Source organism: Lactobacillus sp. W8093 (assembly GCF_016100925.1).
In the GTDB taxonomy this organism is placed as follows: domain Bacteria; phylum Bacillota; class Bacilli; order Lactobacillales; family Lactobacillaceae; genus Lactobacillus; species Lactobacillus helsingborgensis.
Genome location: NZ_JACFRL010000004.1, coordinates 135288 through 151302, shown reverse-complemented (window position 1 = coordinate 151302; position 16015 = coordinate 135288). Strand labels below are relative to the sequence as shown.

Here is a 16015-nt window from a genome sequence, read left to right as displayed (position 1 = left end):
TTAAAAGGAGCTTTATAAAATTATGGATCAAAAACAGTTACCTAAACTTTCAAGTTATAGGTGGGTAATTTTAGCCATCATCTCTTTGATGGATGCCACTAGCAGTTATATCCAATATCAGATTTCTGCTTTGGCAACCCAAGTCATGCCGGCTTTACATATTGCACCGGCGCAATTTCAGAGTCTGCTAATGGCGCCAATGTTTATTGCTGTTTTCCTGAGTATTCCTGCTGGATCACTTGGAGACAAATATGGTGCTAAGAAAATTGTCAGTGTTGGTTGCTTTGTTTCAATAATAGGTGCTTATGGTCGTTTATTCGCTACTAATTTTGCTACGATGATGATTATGTTATTACTTTTCGGTGTTTACATGGCTCTTTTGAACGCCAACGCACTGAAAATTTTTGGGTCTTGGTTTAAGCAGGATACTAAACTAGCCATGGGTGTATTTTTCGCATCAGCAAGTATTGGTATCATGCTAACACAATTAACTTCTCACATGTTCCCTAGTGTTAAAGCAGCTTACATTTTCTCATCTACATTGTTATTAATCTTAACTGTTTGCTGGATTTTGTTTGTTAAAGAAAAGCCTGAAGGTGAAGAAATTCCGCCTGCACAGGCTCAACAAGCTAAACCTGAATCAGCAATGAAATACTTTAAAGTTGTAGCTCGTAGTGGGAAAACTTGGTTAGTTGGTCTTGCTGGTGGTTTAGGTGTTGCTGCTAGTGAAAGTTTTTCAGGCATTTTGCCTCAAGCATTTGCCGCTCGTGGTATGACACCTGCTGCAGGTAGTATGATAGCTGCTATTGCTACTATTGGTAGCTTATGTGGTTCTTTATTTGGACCAGGTCTTATCAATAAGGCTAAAAAAGCTAAGCCAGTGATGATTGTCTTTACTTTGATTGGTGGTGGCTTAATGGCACTTACCTGGTATATACCTTTGGGATTGCCGCTAACTATTGCTTTAATTCTTGGTGGTTTGTTCGGTGCTATGACCGGCCCAATTATGAACTCAATGCCAATTCAGTTCCCTGAAGTTGGTCCTAAATATGCCGGTAGTGCCGGAGGACTTGTAAGTACAGTTTCACTGCTTCTTTCGTCATGTCTTCCAACTGTAATTGGTTTAATTGCAGGTAGAAACTATGAAATGACCTTTATTATTCAAGGCATGTTCTTCGCAATCACCGCTATTATCATTGGAATCTTACCAGACGCAAACGGTGGTCGCCCACGCAAATAAATGAAAGGAATTATTAGATATGGCAAAAAAGATAACTACAAATCCAGGTAAATATACCGGCTCAGGTCAAGGTAAAGAGAGCCGGATTAACCTTGAAGTTGAGGTTGACACGGATAAAATCGTTAACGTTAAACCACTAGATAAATATGCGCCCGACAGCTTAGCTGATAACGCATTTAAGAAAATGGCGCAAAAGATTGTTGACCAACAATCAGTTGATGTTGATGTGGTTTCTGGTGCATCTGAAACTTCACGCGGTATCATTGAAGGAGTCAAAGAGGCTCTGAATAAAGCAGGAGTTGATTTCAACGCTCTGAAAGAAAATGGTGGACAAACCGCTGGCAAGAAAGAAGAAACAATCAATGTTGATGTTGCTGTAGTCGGTGCCGGTGGTGCCGGCGTGGCAGCTGCTTTAGCTGCTCGTCAACATGGCGCTAGCGTTGCTTTATTTGAAAAGACCATTTCACCACTCGGTGCAAGTACTTTTGCCGGTGGTATGTTTGCCGGAGATAGTCAACAACAAAAAGACCAAGATGCAGTGGTTTCCAAGAAGTGGCTTTATGACGAATACATGGATGCTTCTCAAGGCTATATGAATTCAATTTTGGTTCGCCGCATTATTGACGAATCAGGAAAGACTGTCGACTGGTTAAATGAAAACGGCGCTATTATGAAATTAGTTGACGCTGGTACTGGCGGCAGTTACGATCACATTGGCATGCCGGCTACCCTTCATGGTTATCAAGAAGGTGGCACTAAGGCAGTAACTAAATTGATTGAAAAATTCAAGTCAATCGGTGGCAAGATGTACTTCGGTTTTGCTGGTAAAAAATTACTGCAAGATGACGCAGGCAAAGTTACTGGCTTAATTGCCGAAGGTGATGACAAATCACTACATGTTAATGCTAAAAAAGTTGTCATTGCTACTGGTGGCTTTGGCGGCAATCCTGAAATGCGTAAAAAATATTTGGGCGATGTCAACACACAAGGACAGGTTTTACAAAACACTGGTGACGGCTTGAACATGGCTTGGGACGCTGGTACTGCTCACCATATTAACGGCTCAACGCACTACTTCTGGCAAACTTTCAGTAATAAAGACGTTGGTGACATGGCAAAACTTGTTGGTCCAAACTGGATGCCTGTTAACGCTTTGTCAAACTTCCCTAACTTGCGCGTAAATAATCGCGGTCAACGTTATGCTAGTGAAACACACGCTTTAGACTTTGCCGTACACGGTGCTGAATTATCAGAACAACCGCAACAAACAGAATTTGTCATCTTAGATCAGGCAATGCTGGATAAGATCAAAGAAGGCGGAACTGTCGCAATCGAAGATCACTATGGCAAGTGGAAGAACCACCGTGAATTTTATATGGAATTTAATTTCCCAACTGATACTGCTGAAAACATCAAGCATGAACACGAAAAGACAGATTTTACTGCACTTTTGAATAAGCTTGCATCAACCAATGTGGTATTTATTGCAGATACAATTGCTGAATTAGCTGAAAAAATGGGTGTAGACAAATCTAATCTGCAAAAATCAGTTGAGCAGTACAATGATGCTAAGAAGAAAGGTGAGGATGATCTCTTCTTCTCAGATACCAAGAGAATGATACCGGTAGAGCAGGGTCCATTTTATGCCGTTAAGTTTATTGCCCGCAACCTCGGTACCCTTGGCGGAGCAACAATTGATGAAAAAATGCACGCATTAGCACCAAATGGTGAACCTGTACCTAACCTATACGTAGCAGGTGCAGATGCTTCTGGCATGTATGGCAAAGCATATGTCGATTTTGAAGGTGGTACTTTAGGCTTTGCTTATATTTCGGGTAGACTGGCCGGAATTGATGCGGCTGAAACTGCCAAAGCTGGAAAATAGAATAGTTATGTTCAAGACTATGTAAGAAAAATAACAGCATAGTTTTAATTTGAGGAATAGATTATGACACAAGAAAAATATGATGTAGTCATTGTGGGAGCAGGTCTTGCCGGCTTTGCCGCTGCAGATGAAGCTGTTGACAATAACCTAAAGACTTTGCTGGTTGAAAAAGGTAAAACGACTGGCGGAACTGGCAATTATGTAGAAGGTGTTTTTGCCGCCGACTCTGAATTGCAAAAAAAGGATAATGCCACACTTAATAAGGAAGACTTGCTTAAAGAGGAATTAACTTATTCACATTACAAGGCTGACGGCAAAATGTGGCAAAAGTATATTGCAAATGCTGGTAAAAATGTTTCTTGGCTTGAGGACCATGGCGCTGAAATTGGAATGGTTGCCAATTTAGGTTCAGGTGCTAGAACTTGGCATTTGTTCAAAGGCAGGGGTCATGATGCCATTCATAATGGCCTAGAACCGTATGCTAAAAAGAAGGGCATAACCATTGCCACATTAACGAGAGTGACTGACTTAAAGAAAAATGCAGACGGCACTTATGATGTTACTTTAACTGACGTCATTGAAAAAGTGACGAAAGTGGTTAATGCCAAAAACGTTGTTTTGGCAACAGGTGGATACTTAAATGATCAAAAATTATTAGAAAGTACGCCACACCAAAATCCTGATAACATTATTCCAGTTAACTCTGGTAAAAATACTGGAGATGGTTTGAGATTAGCCTGGAAGTTAGGTGCTAAAAAGTACTTTACGGGAATGGCCATGATGTTTGGCGGACAATTGAAAGATAAGACTGTCCCTTCATTCAAGCTCTGGGGCACAGCTATCTGGAGTTCAGTTTGTGATCAACCACAAATGTGGGTCAATGAACTCGGTGAGCGTTTTGTCGATGAAAGCGCAGCTGTAGTGAACTGGGCAAACGAAGGCAACTCAATGAACCGTCAAGACCGGGTCTTCTGCATCTTTAGCCAAAAGATTTTGGATGACTTTACTGATAAGTCATATCCAAGATCGATGAAACCTTTTGTTCCAGAAGACAGATACCCAACTTTGCGTGATGATATTGCCAAAGCTGAAAAAGATGGTCGCGAATACCTGCATAAAGCTGCAACGCTGGAAGAATTGGCTCAAGAAATTGAAACTCCTAACTTAGTTGCGTATGTCAAACACTATAATGAAATGGCTGCCAACGGCGAAGATACCGATTTCCATAAGCCGGCTAAATACATGTTGCCAGTTGATGGCAAGGGTCCATTTTACGCAATTGAATTAGGCGTTGGTGCCTATACTACCGGTGACGGTTTGCGGGTTAACACTAATAATGAAGTATTGGATACTAAAGGTAGACCAATTAAGGGCTTGTATGCTATTGGTGGCGATGGTTCAGCCGTTTTATATGGTGATACCTATGGCGTTAATATTCCTGGCACGCATGCAGGATATTGCATCTTTTCAGGACGTAACGCAATTAAAGCAATTGCAGCTAATAAATAAAATAGTCAAAAAAATAATTTCAAAATAAAACATTATACCAACGAAAAAGCCAACTCATTTAATATGAGCTGGCCTTTTTGTGTGAATTTTAAATTATGCGTTTGCTTTTACAAAACGATCAATTTCATCTAAATATAATTGCTTTTGACGTTGACTTATCCAAGAAGTTTCAAAAGAATTTTTAGCAAGTTGTACTACTTGATCTTGGGCAAGATGATATTTTTGCGCTAAAGCATAATAATTGTCACTAATATAGCCCTTAAAATAGGCAGGGTCATCCGAGTTAATAGATACTTTGACACCGGCATTTAATAGCTCAATAACCTCTTGACCTTTCATCTCTGGTGATACAAAGCTATTAGACAGTGGGCAAGACGTTAAGCCGATCTTTCTTTTGGCTGCTAATTCTACCAAATCTGGATCTTCCACGATGTTGGTACCGTGATCAAGACGTTCAACTTCCATAATTTCTAGAGCTTGACGGATATGTTCGATTGAATCTTTTTGATCAATATCACAGTGAGTGGTGATATGAAATCCAGCAGAAGCTGCTTCTTCAAATTGACGGGCAAATTTTAGCGGTGGATTATTATGTTCATCAGAATCAAGTCCAATGCCAATAATTTTATCCTGATATTTCAGACCTTCCTGCAGTGTTTTTCTAGCTGATTCCTTTGAAAAATCACGTAAAAAGCACATGATTAGATGAGCATCGACATTTAAAGCACGGGCATCAACTGTAGCTTGATAAAGTCCATTTAGAACGACTTCAAAGGGGATGCCACGGCTAGTATGGGCTTGGGGATCAAAAAAGAGTTCAACATGCCGTACATTATTGGCAGCTGCCTTAGTTAAGTAGTCCCAAGCTAAGTCGTAAAAGTCTTCTTCAGTTTGTAAAACATTCATTGCTGGATAATACACAGCTAAAAATGATGCTAAGTCATGATAGTTATATGTTTTTTGGACATCGGCAATGGTCGTTTGACCTATATCGACATGATTGCGTTTAGCTAATTTTAGCTTCAGTTCTGGCTCTAAAGTGCCTTCAATATGCAAGTGCAATTCGGCTTTAGGCAGGCCACGGGTAAATTCTGGTGTAACGACTGAACTCATATAATCCTCCTTAATAATGTTCTTTTTTTAAACTATTATTCTAGTTTAGCATAATTTTTATCATAAAAATAGAGTAAAATACGAACAAATTCAAGAAAATTAAAATATACGTTCCTAGAATAACTGAGTGCAAATAAAATACCTAACTAAAAATATAGCTAGGTAAAAAGAATCATCCTTGAATAAACTTAATCTGCATGCCGCCACTTTGCATCTGTTAAAATCCGAGCGGTTAGTAAACCGATTGGCAGGGCAGTAATAATCATTAAAGCATCCATAATCCAATAAGCACCAACATTAATGTTAGTAATACCAAAATTAAAGACAGCACGATACATGTATAAACCGGGAACCATTATTACGATTGCAGGTACGGTGATTGCAATACGAGGGAAACCAACTTTATCACGGACAAAACTGGCAATTAGTCCTGCTAACAATGCTCCGATGAATGCTGCTAATGCAGCTGGAACGTGATTAAATTCAACTAAACTAAGGCGTAATGTATTTGCCAACGCTCCAATAACTGCTGCTACAGTCGCCATTGATACTTTAGCATTAAACAAGATTGAAAAGCCAAAAACACCACAGAAACTGGCGATCATTCTTAAAATTGTCAATAGCACCGGACTAAGAGCAATTTGGGGCATTGTACCCGGAGATAAGTTGAGCATAGTGGCCATACCCCAACCAACCATTGATGCAATCATGACAACTAGTATTGCGTAGGCTAGTCTTTCCAGCCCTGATCGCATATCAAGTTTTGACATATCAAGACCAGAAGTAATAAAGGGAAATCCGGGAATGACATAAAGCATCGATCCAATGTAGCCATATGCATGATTATTTCCCCAACCACAAAGTATTGTCCCTACTTTAAAGCAGATGAAGTAGACCGCGCAGGAAATAGCCACACCAACAGTTATTTTGGCAACTAAAGTAATTTTTTTCTGTCCCAATAATTGCTGTAAATAATTGCCAATGACCGCTCCAAAAAATGTACATAACATTTCCGGTATTCCACCACCAAGGAGAAAAATAAAACTGGCGCAGGCTAAGCCGGCACTCAAAGCAGAAATGATTAGAGGATAATTTTGAGTATGGCGCTCAATTTGATTCAACTGGTGGTGAACTGCACCAATTGTCCAATAATCATTTTCAGTTTCAAATTTTCTGACAAATTCTTCCATTTCATTAAGCTTGTTCATATTTACTTCCGTAGCAGGTAAGGAAAGGGTTTGTGAGTAAGACTTGTTGTCAACGTCGAAACAGGTATAACTAATATTTACTAGACCAATGTCTGCTGAACAAGTGATTTTAAGTGCACGTGCAATGGTATTCATAGAATCACGTACGCGCCAAGCCCCAGTACCACATTGAAGTAGCATTATGCCAATTCTGCCGACTAAAGATCCTTTTTCTACTAAGGTGATATCTTTGACTAAAGTATCATCTGGACTTTTGAAAAATTGTTTCCAGTGAATTCTCATGTGGTGTTTGTTAGAAATCTTCGGATATGATGCTGGAGATTGGCTGTTTTTCATAATTGAATTTATCACCTTTCTTTTTATAATATTTTAATTTTACCATACACATGGTTGAAACAATTTTGTAGGATTCGTTTTTAAAATCATGTTAATCATCAAAAAGTGTAGTATACTACAGTATGATAAAACAATAGTATTACGGTTTGTGACAAAAGGAAATAGTATGACAGCTTTTTTAAATCGAATTGGTCCCAAAATTAAAATTGCAAATACTTTGATTGAAAAGGAATTAAACAAGCAGTTTGCAGAAATTTTTAGAGATTATTCTTTAACAGGTGCCCAAATTTCTTTGATGATTTATTTATATGAATCAAAAGCGCAACAAATTACCCAAAAAGAAGTGGCAGATGCTTTTGTGCTGAGTCATCCTACAATCAGAGGAATAGTTAAGCGCTTAGAAGCAAATAAGTTAATTGCTACTTCGCGTTTAGAAAATGATCAAAGGCAAATTGTTTTGAAGCTTTCGGATAAAGGTTTTAATTTAATTGACAAAAATATTGTCAAGATTCGTTCGATTATGACCAATGTTAATACTCGCATTACTAAAGGTTTATCAGATCGTGAAATTTCAGAACTGGAACAAGTTCTGAGCAAGATTTCGGCTAACTTTTAATTATTATTAGCAAAAGTATAGCATGCTATATAAATGAAAGGGTAAAAATGGAAAAAAATATTTCTAATAAAAAAAGAAATTTAATGATGGCTGTTTTACTATTTGGAGCTTTTGTTTCGCTATTGGCCGAAACTTTTCTCAATAATGCTCTGCCAACGATAATGGCTACTTTTAAAATTAATCAGGCTACTGCTCAATGGCTTACTACTTCTTATTTACTGGTCGTGGGATTAATGATACCCATGTCAGCATGGGTCTTTGAATCATTTAGTTTAAAACAAAATTTTTTAACAATGATGCTTATTTTTTTAACAGGATCAGTTATTTGTATTTTTGCGCCTAATTTTCCAGTATTGCTGTTAGGCAGAATTATTGAAGCAGTTGCGGCTGGTAGTTTAATGCCTTTTATTCAAAATGTCATTTTGCTTATGTTTCCTCCTGAAAAAAGAGGTATGGCGATGGGAATCACTGGCTTAGTAATTGGTTTTGGACCAGCTGTTGGCCCCACAATTTCAGGATTAATCTTAAGGTATGCAGACTGGCAAATGCTTTTTATCATTTTAAGTATTGCCAGTGGTATAGTTGCCATTTGTGCAGTTTTTAGTATTCAAAACATCACTGAACCTCGTAAAAGCACCACAGACCTAGTATCATTTGTTGAGTCTATTTTTGGCTTTGGTTTAATCTTGTATTCCTTGTCTGATATTGGGAACACTGGCAAAATTACAATTGCAATAGCTGCGTTCTTTACAATTGGTACACTAATTATTTTGTTATTTTGTCGTCGTCAGTTGCGTATGAAAAATCCTTTGCTTAATATTCGTGTTTTTCATAATCTAAAATTTGACTTGTATACTTTATTGAGCACTATCAGCAATATCTCAATGGTTGGAATTGAATTAGTTTTACCTTTATATTTACAAACCACCAGAGCAGAAAGCGCATTAACTTCTGGTTTAGTAATGATGCCAGGAGCATTGTTAATGATCGTTTGCAATCCAGTTTCAGGTTCTTTATTTGATAAATTTGGCATTAAAAAATTAGCACTTTTCGGATTTTCTATACTTTTATTGGGTACTTTCCCAATGACTTTTTTTAATAGTAAAACCAGTTTAGTTTTAATTAGTCTGTGTTATGCCTTACGTATGGTAGGTATATCTTTCACCATGATGACCACGTTTACTGCAGGCATCAATGTGGTAGAACCTCAAATGACTGCACATGCTAATGCAGGTTCCTCTACAGTTAGACAAATCGGTGGCTCACTCGGAACGGCATTATCAATGTTAGTAATTAGTTTATGTGCAAATGGTGCTTCAAATGCTAAGACGGCAAATTTGACAGTTGGATATCGCTGGGGTTTTATCCTAATGCTGACTTTTGCAATAATTGGATTTTGTTGCTCAATGTTTTTACCTAAAAAAGAAAAAGGACTTAATTGAATTTAAATCGAAATTTGAGAAGCTAATTGTAATTTAAAAAAGTATAGTTTTCCTGATCTAATTTAAAACAAAATAGCTGAAAAGTAAGTTATGTATGACTTGATCTTTTCAGTTTTTTTGCTTGCATTTGCATGATTTTGCCAGAAAATGAAAAGTTATGATTGAAAATGATTGCTTTTAATTATTAAACCGCATAAAATACTGTCTGGAGGTGAAATGTATGCTAACGCCAGAAAGACAAAAAGTAATTGAAGACTACGTTAACCAGCATGGACTGTGCCGAGTTAGTGATCTCTGCTCAATGACTTCGACTTCGGAGTCAACAATCAGAAGGGACCTTAATCAAATGGCACAAAAAGGTTTGGTCAAAAGAGTGCATGGTGGCGCGCAATCAGTTAAAAGCTTTACCCATGATGTATCACAACACATTCGTTTTTCTATGAATCATAGTGATAAAAAGCTAATCGCTCAGTATGCTGCTAAAAACTTTGTTCATAAAGATGATTACATTTTTATTGATGCAGGTACGACAACTTATGAAATGGTTCCTTTTGTTGCTCTAATTCCGGGAGTAACGATTGTTACTAATGGTTTAGAAACAGCACTATGCGCTCTTAATCATGGGATTGAGGCTATTCTTTTAGGTGGCCGCATTAAGGAAAATACGCACGCTGTTGTTGGTCAAACAGCCCTAAAGCAACTGCAGGAAATGAATTTTTCCGCCAGTTTTGTTGGGACTAACGGACTTGACTCTAACGGCAATTTGACCACGCCCGATACTGAAGAAGCAGCTATTAAAAAAATTGAAATTGCACGGGCTGATCAGGCATACATTTTGACCGATACTTCTAAAATTGGTGAGCGCAGTTTCGCGACTTTTGCCCAAGCTGGTGATGTTACCATCGTTACTACTGCATTGAGCACAAAAGACAAAGAACTACTGCCAGCCAAAATTAATTTGAAGGAGATTTGCTAATGATTTATACAGTTACAGTTAATCCGGCTTTGGATTACGTAATTCAATTAAAGCAGGTTAACCGTGGTGAAGTTAATCGCGCAGATAACTGCTCGTTTCTAGCTGGTGGTAAAGGAATTAACGTTTCCCAAATTCTCAATCAGCTGGATATTGACAATACAGCTTGGGGCTTTGTCGGTGGTTTTACCGGTAAAGAATTGGTACGTCAACTTAATCAGCGGCACATTGTTAATGATTTTGTGACTATTTCTGATGTGACCCGTGTTAATGTGAAAGTTCACGCTGAAGAAGAATCTGAAATTAATGCCGCTGGGCCGAATATTACTGCTCAAGAAATAACTGCTTTTAAAGCTCGTCTAAGCGATTTACAAAAAGGCGATATTGTAGTTTTAAGTGGTTCATTAGCTCCTAGTTTGCCAGTTGATTTTTATAAAGAACTTTTGCCTACTATTAAGGAAGCTGGAGCAGAATTCGTAATTGATACCACTGGTCAAGCTTTGCTTGATACTTTGAGCTATAAGCCGCTGGTAATTAAACCCAATCATCATGAGCTGGCTGACTTGTTTAATACCACTTTTGCTTCAGATAAAGAGATGCTTGAGTGCGCACGCAAATTGCTTGACATGGGTGCGCAAAATGTTATGGTCTCCATGGCTGGTAAAGGTGGCTATCTGATTACGCCAAAACATTTTTATCATGCCAAAGCAGCTGTTGGAACTGCAGTTAATTCGGTTGGAGCTGGTGACTCAATGATAGCTGGCTTTGTTGGTACTTATGTAAAGACAAAGGATCCAGCTCAAAGCTTCCGTATTGGTATGGCCTGCGGTGCTGCCACAGCCTTTACTAAGGATATTGCAGTTAAAAGTCAGATTGATGCGGTTTTGCCGCAAATTAATGTTGAAGAAATTTCGTAATTTGAGGAGAATTTAAAATGAAAATTAAAGATATTTTGGCTCCTGAATCCATGATTATGGCGCTTAAAGCGACTAATAAGGAAGATGCTGTTAAGGAAATGGCAGACTTGGAAGTCAAAACAGGCATCGTCAATGACGAAGATGAATTCATTAAGTCAATTTGGGCGCGCGAAAATGAATCTACTACCGGGATTGGCGAAGGTATTGCAATGCCACATGCCCGCAATAAAACAATCAATAAGGCGCGTGTACTTTTTGCTAAAAGCGAAAAGGGAATTGACTACAATTCACTTGATGGTCAACCGGTTCATTTATTCTTTATGATTACCGCGCCAGACGGTGCTGATAATACTCACCTTGAAGCCTTAGCTAAATTGTCCGGGTTATTAATTGATCCTGATCTGGTTAGCGCTCTTAAAAAGGCGCAAACCCCTGAAGAAGTAATCCAGCTTTTTGAAGACGCTGAAAAACAAAAAGATGCCGCTAAACAAGCTGAGAAAGAACAAGCTGCAAGTACCAGTGACAGTAAGAAGGAAGAAAAACCTTTAATTGTCGGCGTTACTGCATGTATTAACGGCATTGCCCACACTTATATGGCTCAAGAGGCTTTGATTAAAGCTGGTAAAAAGCGTGGCGTTGATGTGCGCATTGAAACCAATGGTTCAGAAGGTGTCAAGGATAAATTGACCGCCGATGAGATTAGCCGTGCCCAGGGAGTTGTTATTGCATCGGATAAGAAAGTTGACATGCCTCGTTTTGATGGCAAGCCACTAATTTCTCGCCCAGTTGTTGACGGTATCAACAAGCCTGATGAATTGATTGACAACATTTTAGAATCAAAAGCCAGCGTTTACCATTCAAACGGTGAAAAGAGTAGTGACGATAGTGACAACTCTAAAGAGGGCGTTTGGGGTTCAATTTATAAGAACCTTATGAACGGCGTTTCTCACATGTTGCCTTTTGTTATCGGCGGCGGTATCTTAATGGCAATTTCCTTTATTGTGGAAAACTATGCTGGTGGACCAAAATCTCCTGCTTTTATTTTCTTGAACAATGCCGGTAACATGGCTTTTGCGTTCATGGTGCCAATTCTATCAGGTTACATCGCTGAATCAATCGGTGACTTACCGGCTTTAATGCCTGGTTTTGTCGGCGGATTTATGGCGACAGTTTATAGTGGCGCTTACGGTGGTGCTTATGTTGCCAATGTGGTAACAAACGCAAAATCACCTGCGGGCTTCTTAGGTGGTCTGGCTTCTGGATTTATTGCTGGTTATCTAGTGGTCGGCTTAAAGAAATTATTTGCCAAGTTGCCAAAATCACTTGAAGGGATGAAGCCAATGCTCATTTATCCAATCTTGAGCCTGTTCTTCATTGCCCTGATCATGTATTACATTGTTAACCCAATCTTTAGTGCTATTAACTTTGCCATTACTAATTTCTTGAACCAAATGGGTACAGGCAATTTAGTAGTTTTGACAACTATTTTAGCTGCCATGATGTCAATTGACATGGGTGGACCTTTCAACAAGGCTGCTTATGTCTTTGCTTCAGGCGCCTTTGCCAACGACCCGCACTCAACTGTTGCCGCTGTGATGATGGCTGCCGTAATGGTGGGTGGTATGGTACCGCCATTTGCGACCGCGATTGGCACAACTTTCTTTAAGAATAAGTACACTATGGATGAGCGCCGTGCTGGTTTAACTAACTGGATTTTAGGCTTTTCTTTCATTACTGAAGGTGCTATTCCGTTTGCTGCAGCTGATCCTGGACACGTACTGCCTTCATGCATCATTGGCTCTGCTGTTGGTGGTGCCTTAGTGGGCTTGTGGCACATTGGCGTTCCAGCACCTCACGGTGGATTATGGGTTTCTCCACTTGCTAACCACATTTTACTTTACTTTGTTGCTACAATTATTGGCTCCATTGTTGCAGGCGTAATTTTAGGTCTGTGGAAAAAACCGATCGATCAACAAGAGAATAAATAATCAATTCAATTATTTTTAAAAATTGCACTAAGCTGCTCGCTAGCTTAGTGCTTTTTTGTTTAGTATTTTCTGGGCTTGCTTAAATTTTTTATTCGTGAATTTAGCAGCCTATTTTTACCATTTAAAATATTATTTTGCGCAGTTGAATACGATTTCTATTGCTTATGTTGAAAAATTTGCGATACTTATATGGTATAAATGGTGCATTCCAACTTAGTTTAGAATTGGAGAATAACGTGTTTAATTTATTTGTCTTACTATCAGAGCGTTTAGGAATCATAATGGTTCTAGCGTTTCTCCTTGTTAACATGCGCTTTTTTAGAGATTTAATTGAAAAGCGGACTCTTAAATCACAAATATGGCTGTTTATTATTTTTTCACTATTTGTAGTGATCGCAAACTTGACTGGGGTAGAAATTTCAAGCTCAAAAGAAATTTTTACACCTTTAATTATCACTGGATTACCACAATCGGATTCAATTGCGAATACACGTATGCTGGTCATTACAACTGCCAGTTTGACCGCAGGACCGTATGTGGGGTTATTAGTTGGTTTGGTAGGTGGTCTGCACCGGGTAATTTTCGGTGGCTTTTCAGATTATTTTTATATCGTCAGTTCAGTATTAATTGGCTATTTAATCGGTGTTTTAGGTGATAAAGTTAAGAAAAATAATTTATACCCGTCAACTTTTTGGGTAGCAGTTTTATCTTTTTTAGCAGAACTAATTCAAATGGCATTTATTTTTGCGTTTCATGGTTTCGGCTTAATTAAATTAATTTTTATTCCCATGATTTTATTAAATACAGTTGGGTCTTGCTTATTTATAGAAATCTTGAAGACTTATTTATCTAATGAACGGCAATTGCGGGCCGTGCAAACTAAAGATGTCTTGGAGCTGGCTAATAAAACATTACCCTATTTTCGTCACGGTCTTGATAACGATTCTGCTGAACATGTTTGTAAAATTATCAAAAAGTATACTAATTTCGACGCAGTAGGTTTAACTGATCGTGTTAACGTCTTGGCTCATGTGGGTGCAGGGCAGGACCACCATATTGCAGGGGAACCAGTCATAACTGATTTATCTAAAACTGTGATCGCTACCGGTAAGGAAAAATTGGCACGTTCTAAAAAAGAAATTGGCTGCCCTCATGAAGGTTGCCCGCTGTCATCTGCAATTGTTTGCCCTTTGCAGGTGAATGAAAAAACAATTGGCGCTTTAAAATTATATTTTTGTGCTGAACAGGAAATGACTGTTGTTGAAGAAAACTTGGTTCGTGGGTTAGCCATGATTTTTTCAGGTCAACTCGCAATTGGTATTGCGGAGCAGCAAACAAGTTTAGTCAACGAGGCTGAAATTCGGGCACTACAAGTTCAAATTAATCCCCACTTCTTCTTTAATGCCATTAATACGATTGGTGCGTTGATGAGGGTAAATGTCGATGAGGCCCATAGAGCCTTGATGGAATTGAGTACATTTTTTAGATTGAGTTTGAAAAATGGTCAGGCAAAAGAGATTACTGTCGAACAAGAAAAGCGCTACGTTAGTGCGTATACTGAAATTGAGGAATTGCGCTTTCCGCATAAATTTACGATAAACTACGAAATTGATGTTCCAGATGATACCCTGCTGCCTTCTTTTTGCTTGCAAATTTTTGTGGAAAATGCCATCAAGCATGCTTTTAAGGGTCGGAAAACCGGTAATAAGATCAATATTAAGTTAAGTAAAAAAGAGGACTATTTACAGATTTTAGTCAGTGATAACGGTGTGGGCATTAAGCCAGCTATTTTAAAAAGACTCGGTCAAAAGCCGATTAGTGAAACAACTGGTAGCGGAACGGCATTGTATAATTTGAATAAACGACTGATAGGTTTATATGGTACAAATAGCCAGTTGCATATTCAAACCAGTGACAGAGGAACAACTTTTATAACTGAAATTCCATTAAACCAAGCGGAAAAAAGTAATTTTGAAAGTTAGGGGAAACGTAAATGAAAATTTTAGTGGTTGACGATGAACCATTAGCGCGGACTGAATTGTCATATCTAATTAAAAAAAGTCCTGTTTTAAAAAAGCAGAAGATAAAACTCTATCAAGCAGAAGATGTCAAAGAAGCACAGGGAATTTTACTTAAATATAAGGTTGATTTATTGTTTTTAGATATCTCACTTAATGAAGAAAATGGTTTTGAATTAGCAGATGAGCTGAAACAACTGAGTTATTCTCCGATGATTGTTTTTGCCACGGCATACGATGATTATGCTGTTAAAGCGTTTGATGTTGGCGCGCTTGATTATGTGTTAAAACCTTTTGAACAAGAGCGGATTGATCAAGCGTTAACCAAGGCGGCAAAGATTTTAAATACTAAAGACAATAACTTAAAGCAGCGTGAACAAAAGAAAAGCGATGTTTTAAGTATCGAACTTGAAGATCGTAATGTGATTGTTAAAAAGCTGGAAATAATAGCAGCAACAGTTAACAATGGCATTTTGACCATTGAAACAAATACGCAAAAATATGAAACACGAAAAACTTTGGCTTGGCTAAAAGAGCGTTTAACAAATTCATGTTTTATGCAAGTTCATAGGAATGCGATCGTCAATATTGAAGATATTAAGGAAATACAGCCTTGGTTTAATCATACTTTGTTGCTAATCATGGTTAATGATGCCAAAATACAAGTGGGACGGTCATACCGCAAAGAGTTAAACGAACGCTTAGGAATGTAAAAATATTTAAAATGGCTGGTGAAATTGTCTAAATGCAGTTCACCAGCCATTTTTTGC

12 protein-coding genes are annotated in these 16015 nt (G+C 38.3%); 10 read left to right on the top strand and 2 right to left on the bottom strand.

Annotation, left to right across the window (positions count from 1 at the left end):
* Window positions 1-22 precede the first annotated feature (22 nt).
* The 3 genes from H3T47_RS04110 to H3T47_RS04100 all read left to right on the top strand — a co-directional run bounded on the left by H3T47_RS04110 (window position 23) and on the right by H3T47_RS04100 (window position 4634).
* Window positions 23-1240: a nitrate/nitrite transporter gene (locus H3T47_RS04110; protein ID WP_046327634.1), complete on the top strand. Its 1218-nt coding sequence runs from the start codon at window positions 23-25 to the stop codon at window positions 1238-1240.
* Window positions 1241-1259: 19 nt separating this feature from the next.
* Complete coding sequence (locus H3T47_RS04105; protein ID WP_199282641.1) at window positions 1260-3125, top strand: FAD-dependent oxidoreductase; 1866 nt, start codon at window positions 1260-1262, stop codon at window positions 3123-3125.
* A 63-nt stretch (window positions 3126-3188) separates the two neighbouring features.
* The gene (locus tag H3T47_RS04100; RefSeq protein WP_199282640.1) at window positions 3189-4634 is read left to right on the top strand and encodes an FAD-dependent oxidoreductase; all 1446 of its coding nucleotides are present in this window, start codon (window positions 3189-3191) and stop codon (window positions 4632-4634) included.
* A gap of 93 nt (window positions 4635-4727) precedes the next feature.
* On the opposite strand, the gene add is transcribed toward H3T47_RS04100, so the two are convergent.
* Complete coding sequence (gene add, locus H3T47_RS04095) at window positions 4728-5747, bottom strand: adenosine deaminase (RefSeq protein WP_199282639.1); 1020 nt, start codon at window positions 5745-5747, stop codon at window positions 4728-4730.
* A gap of 188 nt (window positions 5748-5935) precedes the next feature.
* Window positions 5936-7291 (bottom strand): threonine/serine exporter ThrE family protein, encoded by a 1356-nt coding sequence (locus H3T47_RS04090; RefSeq protein ID WP_199282638.1) that lies wholly within the window; start codon window positions 7289-7291, stop codon window positions 5936-5938.
* A gap of 166 nt (window positions 7292-7457) precedes the next feature.
* Here H3T47_RS04090 and H3T47_RS04085 point away from each other — a divergent pair, with 166 nt between their 5' ends.
* The 7 genes from H3T47_RS04085 (at window position 7458) to H3T47_RS04055 (ending at window position 15958) form a co-directional block, all read left to right on the top strand.
* On the top strand, window positions 7458-7907 hold the full coding sequence (locus H3T47_RS04085; RefSeq protein ID WP_199282637.1) for a MarR family winged helix-turn-helix transcriptional regulator: 450 nt from the start codon (window positions 7458-7460) through the stop codon (window positions 7905-7907).
* A 47-nt stretch (window positions 7908-7954) separates the two neighbouring features.
* Entirely contained in the window at window positions 7955-9349 is a 1395-nt protein-coding gene (locus H3T47_RS04080; protein WP_199282636.1) for an MDR family MFS transporter, read from the top strand.
* Between the two features lie 220 nt (window positions 9350-9569).
* Window positions 9570-10325 carry a DeoR/GlpR family DNA-binding transcription regulator gene (locus H3T47_RS04075; protein WP_199282635.1) on the top strand — a complete coding sequence of 252 codons (756 nt, stop codon included), beginning with the start codon at window positions 9570-9572 and terminating at the stop codon, window positions 10323-10325.
* The gene (gene pfkB / locus H3T47_RS04070; protein ID WP_199282634.1) at window positions 10325-11239 is read left to right on the top strand and encodes a 1-phosphofructokinase; all 915 of its coding nucleotides are present in this window, start codon (window positions 10325-10327) and stop codon (window positions 11237-11239) included. Before H3T47_RS04075 ends, pfkB begins: the two co-directional genes overlap by 1 nt.
* 17 nt (window positions 11240-11256) lie before the next feature.
* Window positions 11257-13227, top strand: a complete 1971-nt coding sequence (locus tag H3T47_RS04065) for a fructose-specific PTS transporter subunit EIIC (RefSeq protein WP_199282633.1) — start codon at window positions 11257-11259, stop codon at window positions 13225-13227.
* 281 nt (window positions 13228-13508) lie between these two features.
* The gene (locus tag H3T47_RS04060; RefSeq protein ID WP_233335839.1) at window positions 13509-15209 is read left to right on the top strand and encodes a LytS/YhcK type 5TM receptor domain-containing protein; all 1701 of its coding nucleotides are present in this window, start codon (window positions 13509-13511) and stop codon (window positions 15207-15209) included.
* A gap of 11 nt (window positions 15210-15220) precedes the next feature.
* Window positions 15221-15958 carry a LytTR family transcriptional regulator DNA-binding domain-containing protein gene (locus H3T47_RS04055; RefSeq protein WP_199282631.1) on the top strand — a complete coding sequence of 246 codons (738 nt, stop codon included), beginning with the start codon at window positions 15221-15223 and terminating at the stop codon, window positions 15956-15958.
* Window positions 15959-16015 lie beyond the last annotated feature (57 nt).

Excerpts from the sequence above, each read along its gene's own strand:
- H3T47_RS04080 (WP_199282636.1), top strand. The coding sequence starts at position 7,955 with ATGGAAAAAAATATTTCTAATAAAAAAAGAAATTTAATGATGGCTGTT.
- H3T47_RS04110 (WP_046327634.1), top strand. The coding sequence starts at position 23 with ATGGATCAAAAACAGTTACCTAAACTTTCAAGTTATAGGTGGGTAATT.
- H3T47_RS04085 (WP_199282637.1), top strand. The coding sequence starts at position 7,458 with ATGACAGCTTTTTTAAATCGAATTGGTCCCAAAATTAAAATTGCAAAT.
- H3T47_RS04100 (WP_199282640.1), top strand. The coding sequence starts at position 3,189 with ATGACACAAGAAAAATATGATGTAGTCATTGTGGGAGCAGGTCTTGCC.
- H3T47_RS04055 (WP_199282631.1), top strand. The coding sequence starts at position 15,221 with ATGAAAATTTTAGTGGTTGACGATGAACCATTAGCGCGGACTGAATTG.
- H3T47_RS04075 (WP_199282635.1), top strand. The coding sequence starts at position 9,570 with ATGCTAACGCCAGAAAGACAAAAAGTAATTGAAGACTACGTTAACCAG.
- H3T47_RS04105 (WP_199282641.1), top strand. The coding sequence starts at position 1,260 with ATGGCAAAAAAGATAACTACAAATCCAGGTAAATATACCGGCTCAGGT.
- H3T47_RS04060 (WP_233335839.1), top strand. The coding sequence starts at position 13,509 with ATGGTTCTAGCGTTTCTCCTTGTTAACATGCGCTTTTTTAGAGATTTA.
- add (WP_199282639.1), bottom strand. The coding sequence starts at position 5,747 with ATGAGTTCAGTCGTTACACCAGAATTTACCCGTGGCCTGCCTAAAGCC.
- pfkB (WP_199282634.1), top strand. The coding sequence starts at position 10,325 with ATGATTTATACAGTTACAGTTAATCCGGCTTTGGATTACGTAATTCAA.
- H3T47_RS04065 (WP_199282633.1), top strand. The coding sequence starts at position 11,257 with ATGAAAATTAAAGATATTTTGGCTCCTGAATCCATGATTATGGCGCTT.
- H3T47_RS04090 (WP_199282638.1), bottom strand. The coding sequence starts at position 7,291 with ATGAAAAACAGCCAATCTCCAGCATCATATCCGAAGATTTCTAACAAA.